The sequence below is a fragment of the Stenotrophomonas sp. RIT309 genome (assembly GCF_000632045.1).
GTDB lineage: Bacteria > Pseudomonadota > Gammaproteobacteria > Xanthomonadales > Xanthomonadaceae > Stenotrophomonas > Stenotrophomonas indicatrix.
Window position 1 is genome coordinate 56,469 of record NZ_JFYS01000008.1, and the last position, 14,457, is coordinate 70,925.

At 67.4% G+C, this 14,457-nt stretch carries 13 protein-coding genes; 5 read left to right on the top strand and 8 right to left on the bottom strand.

The genetic code is table 11. The annotated features are described in order from the left end of the window. Positions 1–29: 29 nt before the first annotated feature. The 4 genes from BW38_RS14405 to BW38_RS14390 all read left to right on the top strand — a co-directional run bounded on the left by BW38_RS14405 (position 30) and on the right by BW38_RS14390 (position 2,574). Positions 30–878: a DUF2145 domain-containing protein gene (locus BW38_RS14405; protein WP_032975598.1), complete on the top strand. Its 849-nt coding sequence runs from the start codon at positions 30–32 to the stop codon at positions 876–878. An 18-nt stretch (positions 879–896) separates the two neighbouring features. Beyond that, positions 897–1,391 (top strand): hypothetical protein, encoded by a 495-nt coding sequence (locus BW38_RS14400; protein ID WP_032975599.1) that lies wholly within the window; start codon positions 897–899, stop codon positions 1,389–1,391. 32 nt (positions 1,392–1,423) lie between these two features. After that, on the top strand, positions 1,424–1,939 hold the full coding sequence (locus tag BW38_RS14395; RefSeq protein WP_025878222.1) for a hypothetical protein: 516 nt from the start codon (positions 1,424–1,426) through the stop codon (positions 1,937–1,939). 74 nt (positions 1,940–2,013) lie between these two features. Continuing rightward, positions 2,014–2,574, top strand: coding sequence for a queuosine precursor transporter (locus tag BW38_RS14390; protein WP_025878224.1), 561 nt, complete (start codon positions 2,014–2,016; stop codon positions 2,572–2,574). Positions 2,575–2,966: 392 nt separating this feature from the next. On the opposite strand, the gene glnE is transcribed toward BW38_RS14390, so the two are convergent. After that, positions 2,967–5,762 carry a bifunctional [glutamate--ammonia ligase]-adenylyl-L-tyrosine phosphorylase/[glutamate--ammonia-ligase] adenylyltransferase gene (gene glnE / locus BW38_RS14385; protein WP_032975600.1) on the bottom strand — a complete coding sequence of 932 codons (2,796 nt, stop codon included), beginning with the start codon at positions 5,760–5,762 and terminating at the stop codon, positions 2,967–2,969. 375 nt (positions 5,763–6,137) lie between these two features. On the opposite strand from glnE, the gene BW38_RS14380 reads away from it, so the two are divergent. Continuing rightward, complete coding sequence (locus BW38_RS14380) at positions 6,138–7,652, top strand: acetyl-CoA hydrolase/transferase family protein (RefSeq protein WP_032975601.1); 1,515 nt, start codon at positions 6,138–6,140, stop codon at positions 7,650–7,652. An 85-nt stretch (positions 7,653–7,737) separates the two neighbouring features. Here BW38_RS14380 and BW38_RS14375 read toward each other — a convergent pair whose 3' ends face one another. From BW38_RS14375 to BW38_RS14345, 7 genes are all read right to left on the bottom strand, one after another. Continuing rightward, entirely contained in the window at positions 7,738–9,099 is a 1,362-nt protein-coding gene (locus BW38_RS14375) for a VOC family protein (protein WP_032975602.1), read from the bottom strand. Between the two features lie 165 nt (positions 9,100–9,264). Next, positions 9,265–9,753 (bottom strand): hypothetical protein, encoded by a 489-nt coding sequence (locus tag BW38_RS14370; protein ID WP_032975603.1) that lies wholly within the window; start codon positions 9,751–9,753, stop codon positions 9,265–9,267. A gap of 31 nt (positions 9,754–9,784) precedes the next feature. Continuing rightward, positions 9,785–10,537: an HAD family hydrolase gene (locus BW38_RS14365; protein ID WP_032975604.1), complete on the bottom strand. Its 753-nt coding sequence runs from the start codon at positions 10,535–10,537 to the stop codon at positions 9,785–9,787. A 97-nt stretch (positions 10,538–10,634) separates the two neighbouring features. Next, positions 10,635–11,054: an EF-hand domain-containing protein gene (locus tag BW38_RS14360; RefSeq protein ID WP_032975605.1), complete on the bottom strand. Its 420-nt coding sequence runs from the start codon at positions 11,052–11,054 to the stop codon at positions 10,635–10,637. A 227-nt stretch (positions 11,055–11,281) separates the two neighbouring features. Beyond that, entirely contained in the window at positions 11,282–11,653 is a 372-nt protein-coding gene (locus BW38_RS14355) for a hypothetical protein (protein WP_025878234.1), read from the bottom strand. A 589-nt stretch (positions 11,654–12,242) separates the two neighbouring features. Further along, positions 12,243–12,956 (bottom strand): M15 family metallopeptidase, encoded by a 714-nt coding sequence (locus BW38_RS14350; RefSeq protein WP_032975606.1) that lies wholly within the window; start codon positions 12,954–12,956, stop codon positions 12,243–12,245. Continuing rightward, a complete protein-coding gene (locus tag BW38_RS14345; RefSeq protein ID WP_032975608.1) occupies positions 12,889–14,445 on the bottom strand; it encodes a serine hydrolase domain-containing protein in 1,557 nt (518 codons plus the stop codon). Before BW38_RS14345 ends, BW38_RS14350 begins: the two co-directional genes overlap by 68 nt. Between the last annotated feature and the right edge of the window lie 12 nt (positions 14,446–14,457).

Consider the following 14,457-nt stretch of genomic DNA (forward strand, 5'->3'; position numbering starts at 1 on the left):
CGGGCCTGCCCGCGTCTGGAGCGGTTTACATGGAACGTCTGCATCGCCTGCGCTGCGCCCTGCTGCTGTCGATGGGCCTGCTGGCCACCGTGCCGGCATGGGCCGACAGCGGCACCTGCCGCGAGCGCTACCCCAGCGTGGCCGCGCAGGCGGCGATGTTCGATGTGGCTTGGACCGCGGCCGAGCGCCTGGATGCGCTGCCCGACGTGGACGTGGTGATCGCCGCGCGTGGCGGCCAGGACCTGAGCCGCTACGGCCTGCGCCACAGCCACCTGGCCTTCCTGCTGCGCGAGGACGACGGCCGCTGGCGTGCGATGCACCTGCTCAACCGCTGCAAGACCGACAGCTCGCAGCTGTACCGCGAGGGCCTGGGCAATTTCGTCGGTGAAAGCGGCACCCATACCGATCTGCGCATCGGCGTGCCGCCCCCGGCGTTGCAGGCTGCACTGAAGCGGATGCTGGCAGCGCCGGCGATCCAGCCCAAGGCGCTGCACGAATCGAACTACAACGTGGTGGCCTATCCGTTCGCTACCGACTTCCAGAATTCCAACCAGTGGATCCTGGAAGTGCTGGCCGCAGCGATGGCGCAGGCCGAAGGTGGCCCGGTCATCGTCAAGCGCGAGCAGGCGCAGCAATGGCTGCGCGCGCAGAAGTACCAGCCCAGCGTGCTGCATATCGGCCTGGGCAAGCGCGTGGGTGCGCGCTTGTTCGTGGCCAACGCCACCACCACCGACCATCCGGCCAGCGAACGCATTTCCGGCAACTACTCGGTGGTGACGGTGGAATCGGTATTCGACTTCCTGCACCAGCGCAGCCAGCTGCAGCAGGAACTGACCATTGCGCATGCGACGGCCGGCACTGCCGCCGCTGCGCCCTGACCTGGCAAGGAGAAGATGATGCGCAACCTGCAGTTTTCCGCGTTGGCCGTGCTTCTGTGCGGCAGCCTGTTGTCTGCAGCGCCGGCACATGCCGAGCGCCGCATCGTGATCATCCAGAACAGCGTGCCCGAGGGGCCGAGCCTGGAGATGTCCGCGCCGATGGTGGAACGGGCGCGCGCCATGGCCGCCAAGGAAAACGCCGTCGCCGGCATGCCTCCGGGCCAAGGCCCGCGGGTGACGCTGCCGCAGATGCAGGTCAGCGCCATCTCCACCACCGTCGATGGTCGCCGTGAGGTGCTGCTGCAGGACCCGGCCAACCCGCAGAACACCGCGTCCATGCAATGGCCCAAGCGCCCCGGTGACCCGGCCGTGCAGTTCAACGTGGGCCAGACCGTGAATTTCGAGCCTGCTGAATCGGGCAACGGCTGGCGGGTGAGCGACAACCAGGGCCGCCCACTGGAATACCTGCCCGAGGCCACCGGCCCACGCGACATTTTCGATACGCAGCGCTGAGCCGCTGCCTTCATCCTGACCAGGAGGTCACCATGCTTCGTTCCCTGCGCGCCCCCGCCGCCGCCCTGCTGCTCTCGGCCCTGACGGTGCCGACCGTGCACGCTGGCGCCGCCCCGCACATCAACAGCGGCCAGGCCAGCGTGCTGGTCACTTCGCTGATCGTGGTATCGGTTCCGCTGGCCACCTCGATGGGCCTGGCCGCGCTGTCCAAGGCGCCGTTCAAGGCCAGCGAGCGCAATGGCCGGGTGGCCGAGCGCACTCCGGCAGTACCGCTGCCGCCGATGGAAGTGAAGCAGGTGGCGACCACCGCCGCTGGCGAGCGCCAGGTGCAGCTGCAGGTGCCGGACAAGGCCGACCAGACCGCCACCCTGCAGTGGCCGGCGATCGAGGGCGAAGACCCGGTGGCCGGTTTCGTAGTGGGCCAGCAGGTGCGCTTCGACCCGACCGATGCCGGTGCCGGCTGGACAGTGAAGAACAGTGACGGCAAGGCCCTGGCCTATGTGCCGACCGCCTACGCCGCCGGCGACGCGCTGAGCGAGCAGCTGTAAAACTGAACGGCCGTTTTTGGCTTTGCGGCGGGCCGGGCGGATAATGGGCGATCCCCTTTGTCCCCTGGCTCGCCATGTCCGTGCGTCCTGCGCCTGTTTTTGCCCCGTTGACCGCCCGCGCCCTGGTGCTGGCGGTGCTGGCCATGGGCGCGGTGGTGCTGCTGTCCAACGTGCTGGTGCAGTACCCGATCAATGACTGGCTGACCTGGGGTGCTTTCAGCTACCCGGTGGCCTTTCTGGTCAGCAACCTGATCAACCGCCGCTTCGGCCCGGGCCCGGCCCGCCGCGTGGCGTGGATCGGGTTTGCGGTGGCGGTGCTGCTGTCGGTGTGGGTGGCGACGCCGCGCATTGCAATCGCCTCGTGCTCGGCCTTCATCGTGGCCCAGTTGCTGGACATCACCGTATTCGATCGCCTGCGCCGCGGCAGCTGGTGGCGCGCACCGATGGTGGCCACCACCTGCAGCGCCACGGTGGACACCACGATCTTCTGGTCGATCGCCTTCGCCGGTTCCACCCTGCCGTGGGTGAGCTGGGCGGCGGGCGACCTGGCGGTGAAGCTGGCGATCGGCGTGTGCCTGCTGGCCCCGTTCCGCGCGCTGCTGTGGAAGATGGCGCCGCTGCGTACAGCGGGCTGACCACCTCACCGGTGGGTGCCAACCTTGGTTGGCACACTCCTTGAACCCGGTGGGTGCCGACCGTTGGTCGGCGCACTCTCTGAACCCGGTAGCTGCCAACCTTGGTTGGCACACTCCCTGAACCCGGTGGGTGCCGACCAACGGTCGGCACCTACCAATGAAAAGCCATCGCCAGACCATTGATCCGGTAGCTGCCAACCTTGGTTGGCGCACTCCCTGAACCCGGTGGGTGCCGACCGTTGGTCGGCACGCTTCTTCAGTGTTCATCGCAGCTGAGAGATTGTGCCGACCAACGGTCGGCACCTACCAATGAAAAGCCATCGCCGAGCCATTGACCCGGTGGGTGCCAGAGGTCGGCACCTACCCAAAGCTGCTACCGCCATTGCAGGCGGTCAGGCGAACGGCAGCTCCGCGGCGATGCACGCGGCGCGGATCGCCGCACACGCCTCTTCGATGGCCGGCGTGGTCGGTGCCAAGCGCGGCCGGCGATCCAGCGTGCAGGCCAGCCCGACCTCCAGCAGCGTGGCATGCGCGCGATGCAGCGCCTGTGCGGTGGCTTCGGGCAGGAACTCCGCCGCCGCCAGCGCGTCGATCAATGCAGGCGTGGCACGCGGCTGCAGCAATGCCGGGGTTTGCGCACTGCATGCCAGCACGCCGGTCTGCAGCAGGAATTCCAGGTCGACCACGCCACCCGCGCCCTGCTTCAGGTCGAGTCGCGCGGCATCGCTGCGGTCCAGTTCGGTGCGCATGCGCCCGCGCATCTTCACCACATCGGCATACAGCGTTGCGCGATCACGTTCGCGACCCAGGGTCTGCGCACGTACCTGTTCGAAATCCTGCAGCAGGCTGGCATCGCCGGCTACGCCGCGTGCGCGCACCAGCGCCTGGTGCTCCCAGGTCCATGCGCGATCGCGCTGGTACTCGGTGTAGCTGGCCAGCGAAGACACCAGCGAGCCCTTGCCACCATCCGGACGCAGGCGCACGTCGATGTCGTACAGGCGGCCGGCGGCGGTGACTGCAGCCAGCAGCGCCATCACCTTCTGGGCCAGGCGCGCATACCAGCGGCCCGGCTCCAGCGGGCGCGCGCCGTCACTGGCTTCCACACCCGGCGGGTGATCGTGCAGGAACACCAGGTCCAGATCCGAGCCGAAACCCAGCTCCAAGCCGCCCAGGCTGCCGTAACCGATAATCGCGAAGCGGCCGCCGGCGATAGCGCCGTGCGCGGCGTGCATATCGGCCTCGGCCATCGCCAACACCGTGATGACCACCGCCTGCGCCAGTTCGGCCAGTTGCCGGGTGCTGTCGACCGCGCCCTGGCGGCCATCCAGCGTGGCCATGGCCATGCGGAAGCTCAACGCCAGGCGAGTTTCGTTGAGCCAGCGCAGCTGCGATTCGGGATCTTCCACCGGCAGCACCTGCCGGCATTCGGCCAGCATGCCGGCGGCGTCGGGCATCGGCCCGGACACGCGTACGTCCAGCAGTTCGTCCAGCAGCAGCGGATACGCGGCCAGGCGCTCGGCCAGCAGCGCGCTGCGTGCCAGCACGTCGACCAGTCGCGCGAGTGCGCTGGGCTGTTCGTCCAGCAGCGCCAGGTAGCTGGTGCGGCGCAGCACCGCCTGCAGCAGGCCGAGCACGCGCTTGAGTGCGGCATCGGGCTGCGGTGAACGGGTGGCCGCGTGCAGCAGTGCCGGCAGTACGCGGTCCAGTCGCGCACGCGCCGCATCGGACAGCGACTTCACGCCCGTACCCTGGGCGAAATCGCGCAGTGACTGATCGGCGCCATTGGCATCGAGGAAACCGGCCTCGGCCAGCAGCGGCGCGTTGCTGCCTTCGGGCAGGCTGCGCCAGTAGTTGGCCAGCGCATCCGGCGCTGCCTGGCCCTTGCGTGGTGCCAGCAGCGCACCGAACTCGGTACTGACGCGCTGCTGCTGCACACGCAGTGCGTCGCGCAGCGCATCCCAATCGGCATAGCCCAGGCCGACGGCAATCCGCTCGCGATCCAGCGCATCGCTGGGCAGCACATGGGTCTGCGCATCGCGCAGCATCTGCAGGCGGTTTTCCAGCCGGCGCAGGAACAGATAGGCCTCGCGCAGTGCGGCGCCATCATCGCGAGCGATCTGCCCGGCAGCCACCAAGGCATCCAGCGCGACCAGCAACCGCCGCTCACGCAGCACCGGCTCACGGCCACCGCGAATGAGCTGCAGCGCCTGGCACAGGAATTCGATCTCGCGGATGCCACCGGCACCGCGCTTGATGTCGTCGTGCATCTCGCGCCGGGCGACTTCTGCAGTGATAGCCGCCTTCATCTCGCGCAGGCCGTCGAGCGCGGTGAAATCGAGGTAGCGGCGGTACACGAACGGACGCAGGGTCTGCAGCCAGGCCTCGCCAGCGGCGATATCGCCCGCCACCGCGCGCGCCTTCAACCAGGCATAGCGCTCCCAGTCGCGGCCTTCGCGCTGGAAGTACTGATCCATCGCAGCGAATGACAGCGCGACGCGGCCCGCGCTGCCGAACGGGCGCAGGCGCAGGTCGACGCGATGGCTGAAGCCATCGACGGTGGTTTCATCCAGCAGCTTGGCCAGGCGCTGGCCGAGCCGGGCGAAATACTCTTCGGCCGCCAGCGCGCGCGGACCGTCGGATTCACCGCCCTGCACGTAGGCGTAGACCAGATCGACATCGGAACTGAAGTTGAGCTCGCCACCGCCCAGCTTGCCCAGCCCGAACACCACCAGCTGCTGCGGTTGGCCGTGGTCATCGGTGATCACCCCGTGGCGCTGGGCGAACTCCTGCTGCAGGGCGTCCAGCGCCAAGCGCAGGCAGTCCTCGGCCAGCGAGGTGGCGCCCGCCAGAGTCTGCGGCACGTCATCCAGCCCGGCCAGGTCGCGCCAGATCAAGCGGGTGGACATCGCCGTGCGCCAGCGTCGCAGCTGTGCCGGCCAGTCGCTGGGCTGCAGCGGGTCGAGCACCGGCGCCGGCAGCGGCGGGCAGCCCGGCGCGGCCAGCTGCGCCAGCAGGCCGGGCTGGCGCACCAGGGTGTCCAGGGCGAAGTCGCTGCTGATGGCCAGCTGCACCAGCATCGGCTGCAGTTCGGCCGGGATGGGATCGGGCACTGCCTGGGCCAGGCGCGCCAGCGCGCGGTGGACGAGGGGCTGCAGGGTGGCGGGCAATTCGGCGGGGGCGAGGGTCATGCACTGATTCTCGCGGGGTCGCATCCCTTTGCCAACGGCGAAGGGCTGTGACCGCTTGCTGCGATATCGCCGGAGGTTGCTGGGGTTGCCGGCCAGCGGCCGGCACTACCGAAAATGGAATCCGCGCATTCATCTTGGGCGACAGGCAATAAAAAAGCCCGCTTGCAGCGAACTGCCAGCGGGCTCTGCTCCCTCCCCCACGTCGGGATGCAGGGCCATCGTGCGGTGTACGAAAGTACTTTGCACGCTGCACTGCAAAACAAAACTGACGGGTATGGGAGAGGCCTTGCCGGAAACACCATTCCACGAAGGTAGAACCCCCCGTACGGCAGGGGATGGCCGATAATCGGGATTCCCCCCAGAAACGCTGTCGTCATGACTGTTGATCGCATCGCCAACGCGCGTCTTCGTGACCGCGTGGTCTCCGCCGAGGCCGCAGCCGCGCTGATCCAGCCCGGTGAAACCGTGGCCATGAGCGGCTTTACCGGCTCCGGTTACCCCAAGGCCGTTCCCGTTGAGCTGGCCCGCCGCATCGAATCGGTGCATGCCCAGGGCCTGCCCTTCCAGATCAGCCTGATGACCGGCGCCTCCACCGCGCCGGAACTCGATGGCGCGCTGGCCAAGGCCGATGGCATCGCCATGCGCATGCCGTTCCAGAGCGACCCGGATGCGCGCAACCGCATCAACGAGGGCAAGCTGGATTACATCGACATCCACCTCAGCCACGTCGCCCAGCACGTCTGGTTCGGCTTCTACGGTGAGATCGATACCGCCGTGGTCGAGGTCTCGGCGATCCGCGAGGATGGCTCGCTGGTGCCGTCCACCTCGCTGGGCAACAACAAGACCTGGCTGGACCTGGCCAAGAAGGTGATCATCGAGGTCAACGAGTGGCAGCCGGCCGGCGTGGATGGCATGCATGACATCTACTACGGCACCGCGCTGCCGCCGCACCGCAAGCCGATTCCGCTGGTCAATGCCAACGACCGCATCGGCGAGACCGCGCTGCGCTGTGACCCGGACAAGATCGTGGCCGTGGTGCGCACCAATGGCCCGGACCGCAACAGCCCGTTCAGCCCGATCGATGCGACCAGCGAGCAGATCGCCGCGCACCTGATCGAGTTCCTGCAGCACGAAGTGAAACGCGGCCGCCTGCCGGCCAACCTGCTGCCGCTGCAGTCGGGCGTGGGCAACATCCCCAATGCAGTGCTGGCCGGCCTGGCCAAGAGTGGTTTCCGCGACCTGGCCGCGTTCACCGAAGTGATCCAGGACGGCATGCTCGACCTGCTGCGCGACGGCGTGCTGAGCTATGCCTCGTGCACCGGCTTCGCACTGAGCCCGCAGGCCAACGAGACGTTCAAGGAGAACATCGATTTCTACCGCGAGCGCATCATCATGCGCACGCAGGAAATCTCCAACCATCCGGAACTGGTGCGCCGCCTGGGCTGCATCGGCATGAACGGCATGATCGAGGTGGACATCTACGGCAACGTCAATTCGACGCACGTGATGGGCACGCGGATCATGAACGGCATCGGCGGTTCGGGCGACTTCGCGCGCAATGGTTTCCTGTCTGCGTTCCTGAGCCCGTCGACGGCGAAGAACGGCACCATTTCGGCGATCGTGCCGATGGCCAGCCATGTCGACCACACCGAGCACGACGTGTCGGTGATCGTGACCGAACAGGGCCTGGCCGATCTGCGTGGCCTGACCCCGCGCAAGCGCGCGCAGGTGCTGATCGACAACTGCGCGCACCCGGATTTCCGCGCGCAGCTGCAGAACTACTTCGACCGCGCCAGCCGCGAGAGCTACGGCAAGCACACCCCGCACCTGCTGCCGGAGGCGCTGTCGTGGCACCAGCGGTGGCTGGATACGGGCACCATGAAGGCCTGAGTATTGCCGGTTCGCCGGGCATGGCCCGGCGCTACCCCGCATCGCACCTTGGTAGCGCCGGGCCATGCCCGGCGGGTGTGCCACATCAGGTGCGCAGGCTCGCCAGCGATTCGGCCTGGATGCGCTCGTAGATCTCGAACTCATCGTTCACCGCCGCGCCCAGCGCCTGTTCGAAGGCCTCGCGATTGGCATGGGCGGCGTACGCGCGCTGCTCACCTCCGCCCAGGTTCGACTGGAAGATGCCTGCGGCACTGACCGGCAGGAAGTCCTCGTAGACGATCGGATCGGCCGTGGCCAGGCCCGCTGCAACCAGCACTTCGGCCGGCAGATCGGCCACGCGCTCCGGCGCGGCGCGGCCAGCGTCGGTCAGCTGGTAGCGGTAATACCCCAGGCCTTCCTGGCGCAGGGTGTCGTGGTCATCCGGGAAGCTGGCGAACACCGCCTGCAGGCGCTGCCCATAGTCGCCACCGGTGCTGCCCGCGCCGTCGGCATCGCGCGCCTGCGTCAGCAGCTGGTCGTACAGCGCGCGGCCTTTCGCAGTCAGCGCCAGGCCACGCTGTTCGATCTCGCCGAAGCGCGCGGTATGGGTACCGGCGTCGCCGCCTTCGTTGCCCGGGAAGTGCACCGCCTCTTCCAGCGCCTTGAAGCTGGTCTGCCGCAGCAGGATCGGGCAGGCGCGGCGCGGCGGGCCCTCGATCACCGCCTTGGCGGCCATGCCGTGCTCGATCATCGCCGCCTGCGCAGCGTCGATGTCCAGCGTGCGCGGGGTCAGGTGGTTGATGTGCGGGCCACGGAAGCTGACCACGTCGGCCACCAGCCGGTGCGCCTTGTGCAGGGCATGGTAGGTCGGCAGGTCGACGGTGGCGTCGCCATGCCAGCGGAAGGTCTCCAGCGCCTGTTCAACGAAGCGCTCGGCATCGGCCTGGGTCAGGCCACCGTCACGCTCGGCCTGGTCGATCAGCGCCAGTGCGTCGTCGGTGAAGATGCGGCGGCGGGCGAGGATCTCGGCCGACTGTGCGCGTAGCGCCTCGTCTTCGATCAGCTCCAGGCGCAGCAGCGAGGTGAACACGCGGAACGGGTTCAGTGCCAGCGCGGCGGCGGTCAGCGGGCGGAAGGCGGTGGAATGCACCGGCACGCCGGCCACCGACAGATCGTAGTAGCCCACCGGGTACATGCCCATCACCGCGAACAGGCGGCGCAGGGTCGCCAGTTCCTGCGGGGTGCCGACGCGGATCGCGCCATGGCGTTCTTCATCCAGGCGGGCACGCTCGTCGTTGCGCAGCAGCTGCGCGGCCAGCGCCGGGTCCTGCGCCAGGACCTGCGTGTTGATCCGCTCCACCAGTTCCACCAGCGTGCCGTACAACGGCACTTCGGTGCGGTACATGCGGGACATGGCTTGGGCGAACAGGCGGCGGATCACATCAGGCGAAACGAAAGAGGCGCTCATCAGTCACTCGATTACGGGAACGGGGAACAGCTCGGACCCGTATTGTCGCCGGAGCGCGCGGCGGCGGCGATACGCAGAGCAACATGACCTGCGATGGGTAGTGCCGGCCGCTGGCCGGCAACCTCCGTGCGGCGGGGGCATGCAGTTGCCGGCCAGCGGCCGGCACTACCGTTTGAGCTGGCGCTTCAGCGTGGCATCGAGGGTGATCGGCCGATCCCAGTGCTCGTAGCTGGCCACGATGGCGTGGCGTACGGCGCGGTAGTGCAGGTTCTGGGGCTTGGCCGGCATCCGCTTCACCACCTCGGCCCAGCCGCCGTCGGGATCCTGGCTGAAGGCACGCACGCTGTCGCGGCAGGTCTGGCCACTGGCCTTGGCCCAGAAACAGGCGAAATAGATGTCGCCGGCCTGCCACCGGTGGGTGGTGGCCAGCGCGGCGATGTAACCGCGCGGTACACCGGCGTAGCGCGATACCTCGTCGAGGAAGGCATCGGGGTAACGCTCGGCGTAGTGGTTGATGTCGGCCAGCTGGCTGTCGACCCAGGCATCGCCGGTATCCACCTCATGGGTCGCCGAACGTTCGGCGGTCTGCTGCGCCTGCACGATGGCCGGCGCCAGCAGCAGGGACAACAGCAGTGCGCGCAGTGGCAGTTTCATCCTTCGATTCTGCCGCAGCCGCCGCGCCGTGTCAGGCCGCGGCAGCGGCCTTGGCCTCGATCGTCGCCAGCGCCGCCGGCCAGTCCCAGGCGGTATCGGCGTTGACCATGCGTGGTTCGTCGTCGGCCACGCCGTGCTGGGTCTCGTGCGCCCAGGTCACTGCGTAGGGGGTGTGGATACCCCAGCCGCCGAGGGTGATCACCGGTTCGATGTCCGAGCGCAGCGAATTGCCGACCATCACGAACTGCTGCATCGGCAGGTCGAATTCGGCCAGCACGCGGGCATAGGTTTCCGGGTCCTTCTCGGACACGATCTCGATGCGGGGGAACAGGTCCGCCAGCGCCGCGACCTTGATCTTGGCTTCCTGGTGGAACAGGTCGCCCTTGGTGATCAGCACCACCGGGTACTGCGCGGCGATGGCGGCCACCGACTCGCGTACGCCGTCGATCAGTTCGACCGGGTGGCGCAGGGTGTCATGGCCGATGTCGAGGATGCGCTGGATGTCCTTGGCTTCGATCCGCTGCGAGGTGATCTCGATGGCCGCTTCGATCATCGACAGCGTCATGCTTTTCACCCCGTAACCGAACACGCCGAGGTGGCGCTGCTGCACTTCCAGCAGGTGGCGGGCGGTCTGGGTGTCGTGGACGTCGATGTAGCGCGACAGCAGGTCCAGGTAATCCTGCTCGGCCTTGCGGTAGTAGTCCTCGCTCTTCCACAGCGTGTCGTCACCGTCAAAACCGACCAGGCCGATGGCGCGCGAGGGCGCAGGCGTAGAGGTGTTCATCGCCCTAGGATACAGGCGCGGCGATGACGAAAAAAACCCGGGTGGCCGAAGCCACCCGGGTTGCCCATGCACCGGTTGTCCCGAATTCAACCGTGGATCAGCGACCCTGGCCTGCGGCCGTGCCACCCGCGCCAGCACCCGACTGCTGGGCGGCCACGTAGGCCTTGTACTCGTCGGCGCTCAACTGGCCGTCCTTGTTGGCATCAGCCTGGTCGAACACCTGCGCAAGGCCCGCATTCACCTGCGACTCGCTCTTGCTGATGGTGCCGTTGCCATCGGTATCGATGCTGGCCCACGTCTGGCCACCGCCGTTTGCCTGCGCGGAGGCTGCTGCGGCCGCGTCGGTAGCCTGATCGGCCGCCTGGCCTGCCTGTGCCGCCGCCTGCTGGGCCTGTGCCGCTTCGTTCTGTGCATGCGCGGCCTGCTGCTTGGCCGACTGCGCCATCGCCGGGATGGCCAACACGCTGCCGGCGGCGACGATCAGGGCGATCAGGGGCTTGCGGTTGCGAATAGTCATCTGGGGTGTCTCCTGAAGGGTGGTAGTGCGCGGTCGTTGTCTCCGCACGGCACCTACCCTGCCACCGCGTTTCTGAATCGATTTTGCGCCGCGATTCCCTCGAACACGCATGGTTAACCACTGGCGCAGACGCATGCGTTAGCGCGATAGTTAGTGCGAAGTGAGCAGGTAGTAAGACGAGCATTCAGCGCTGCAGGATTTAACCGGCAGCGAACGAAAAACCTGCGTCAGTCGACGGTTTTTTCCGATGACCGCGAACTGAACAACACCCATCCCAATGCAACACCGGAGAGCGCACCGGCGATCTCCAGCACCACGCGGCTGCCCAGTTCGTTCGGATCGTGGATGGTGGACAGGAACAGGCGCGCATACAGCGGCGACTCCAGCCGCACGATGCCCATGTAGAACAGCTTCCAGGCGTCGATGCCGGCGGAGATGATCACCGCGATCACGCACGACCAGCCGATGGCATGGCCCACTGTCCAGTGCAGCAGCCGGCACAGGTGGTGCCACAGGAAATACACCAGCAGGCCGACCAGCAGGGCGATGAGGCCCGCCTCAAGCGTACCGAGCAGGCCGAAATGCAGGGGAAGGTTCATCAGGCGGGGACGCAGGAGAAGGCGGCCAGTGTAAGGCGTATCGGCAGGGCTGCGCCCTGTACCTGCCGAAGCCAGGGCAACGGCAACCGCCAAAGCAACAGCGGGCGTTCCGTGGGATGGCGGGGTGGTGTCGGATTGCGGGGACGCCGCAAGTACGTCCCTGTAGGCTCAGCCGCGCCATCCATGGCGCGGATGCCCCGCAATCCGACACCGCCCCGCCTTCGACAGGTTCCCGGTATGTGGTAGATCCACGCCATGCGTGGATGGATTTCCATCGAATCGAATATTTCGACAATTGAACGAAGAACATCCACGCATGGCGTGGATCTACTGTGTCGACCAAGGTCGACACCCACCAGGAGCATGCCAAGCCATTCCGACAGATCGCGGAAATCTGTCGAAGGCGGGGTGGGTCCGGTTGCGGGGGCGTGAGCGCCATGGATGGCGCGACCGAGCTTACAGGGACGTACTTGCAGCGTCCCCCGCAACCGGACCCACCCCGCCATCCCACGGAATGCCAGCTGTTGCTGCTGCTGTTGCTGTTGCCGTCGATTCGGCGGGTGCAGGGCGCAGCCCTGCCGACACCCCCCTACCGCACTGGCACGTCGTAGGCGGTACCGGAGTCCGGCTCGGGCTGCAGCGTGTAGTGCCACCACTCCTGCGCATAGTTGGCGAAACCTCGCCGTGCCATCGCCTGTACCAGCTGCTGGCGGTTGGCCTTCTGCGCGTCATTCAGGCCGGGCGTCTGCGTATGCGCGCGCGGGCCGAAGAAGTCGAAATCGGTGCCCATGTCCATCGGCGTACAGCGCCCGCTGCGGCAATCCAGCAGGCCCAGATCCACGGTGGCACCACGGCTGTGGCCGGAGCGCTCGGCGATGTAGCCGTCGCTCAGCAGCTGCGGCTTGTCCAGATCCGGATACTGCAGCGCCTTGCGCGACTGTTCCTGCGGATCACTTATCCAGGCCATGAACGCCTGCACCGCGCGCACCGGGCGATAGCAATCGTAGAGACGCAAGCCAAAACCCTGCGCGCGCAGGTCGGCTTCCACAGCAGCCAACGCCTTTGCCACCGGCGCCAGCAGATAACACGCGGGCGCCTCATAGCCGGGCACGCGCGCAGCGGTGAAGTTGTTGGCACCGGCGTAGCGGATGTCCATCTCGATGCGAGGTGACAGCGTGCGGATCTCCACCAGTCCCGCCGCAGTGGCGTCGGTGGCGGGCGAGATGCGTGGTGGCTCAGCGGCGTGGGCCGCCGCTGCCAGGGCAATCGCCAGTACGAGTGAAATGCAGGTCCTGGAAGTCATAGCTGAAGTCGATCTCCGGATCGATGGCGCGCAGTTCCAGCGTCGGCGTGCCTGCATCGGGATTCAGCCACGCCTGCGCCGAGGGTTCCAGCGTATCCCACTGCAACAGCCAGCGCCCTTCCAACTGCTTCACTGTTGCCTGCAGCGCGGGCGATTTGTCCACGCTGAAGCGCAGGCCATTGCTGGTGGGGCATAGCGACGCGGGGCCAAGCCAGGGATCGCGGTAACGCCCCTGCCAATGCGCCAGATCGGTGGTTGCAGCCGGTCGGGCAGCCCGGGTAGAGGGTGCACGACTTCCCGTGGCGGCACGCGCGGCCCGTTCGGCCTTCAGCTCGGCCAGGTAGTACCCCACAGGTTGCGCGTCATCCGGCGCGGTGAACTGTTTCAGCGTCGACTGCATCAACGCGGTGCGGGCTTCTTCGGCCTCGCCGTTGATCAGCATCACCACGCCGACCTTGCGATCCGGCAGCAGCGCCAGCGAGGAATACATGCCCGACAGCGTACCGGTGTGCGCGACCTTCCAGTGCCCGTCCATGTCCGACACCCGCCAGCCCAGCCCATAGCCATAGAAGTGGGCGTTGTCCCACTTGCGTTGGCGTTCGCCCAACGGCATCGGCATGTGCAGCGTCCACAGCATGCGGCGTTGCTCGGCGCTCAACCACGCCGGTGCCAGCGCCGGGTCCAGCAGCACCTGCATCCAGCGCGTCATGTCGCGCAGCGAACAGCGGATGCCACCGGCCGCCATCGACGTCAGATCGGGGCTGAGCGTTCCATCGGCACCGGCCACCACATTGCGGCCATCGCGACGCATATGCGGTTGGGCGACATTGCCGACCTGCTTCACCGACCATGCGCCCACCTGGCAACGGGTCATCCCCAGCGGTTCAAACACCCGCTCGCGCATCAGCTGGTCATACGGCTTGCCACCGGCGGCCGCAGCCACCTCACCGGCAACGACGTACATCAGGTTGTCGTAGGCGTAGCCGCTGCGGAAACTGGTGACCGGCTTCAGGTGTGCCAGCCCGGCGATGACATCGCTGCGGGTGAAGGCATTGGGCTCGGGCCACAGCATCAGGTCACCGGCACCCAGGCCGAGGCCGCTGTTGTGAATCAGCAGATCGCGCACCTGCAGGTGTTCGCCCACCCACGGGTCATGCATGCCGAACGCCGGCAGGTGGCGGCGTACCGGGTCGTCCCAGCGCAGCTTGCCCTGCTCCACCAACGTGGCCAGCAGCGCGGCGGTCATCGCCTTGCTGTTGGAGGCGATCTTGAACAGCGTGTCTTCATCGATGCGGCCGCCGTCACCGCGCCCCCCTTCGGTGTGGCGATAGACCACCTGGCCATCCTCGACCACCGCCATCGCCAGCCCCGGCAGGTGCTCGTGCTGGCCCACGAAGGCGATGTCGGCGTCCAGGCGTGCGGTGTCCACCGCCCCTGCTGGGGCGGTGGGGCTGGCCAGTGCTGCAGCCAGTAGCAACAGACGATGCAAGTCAGTCTCCGT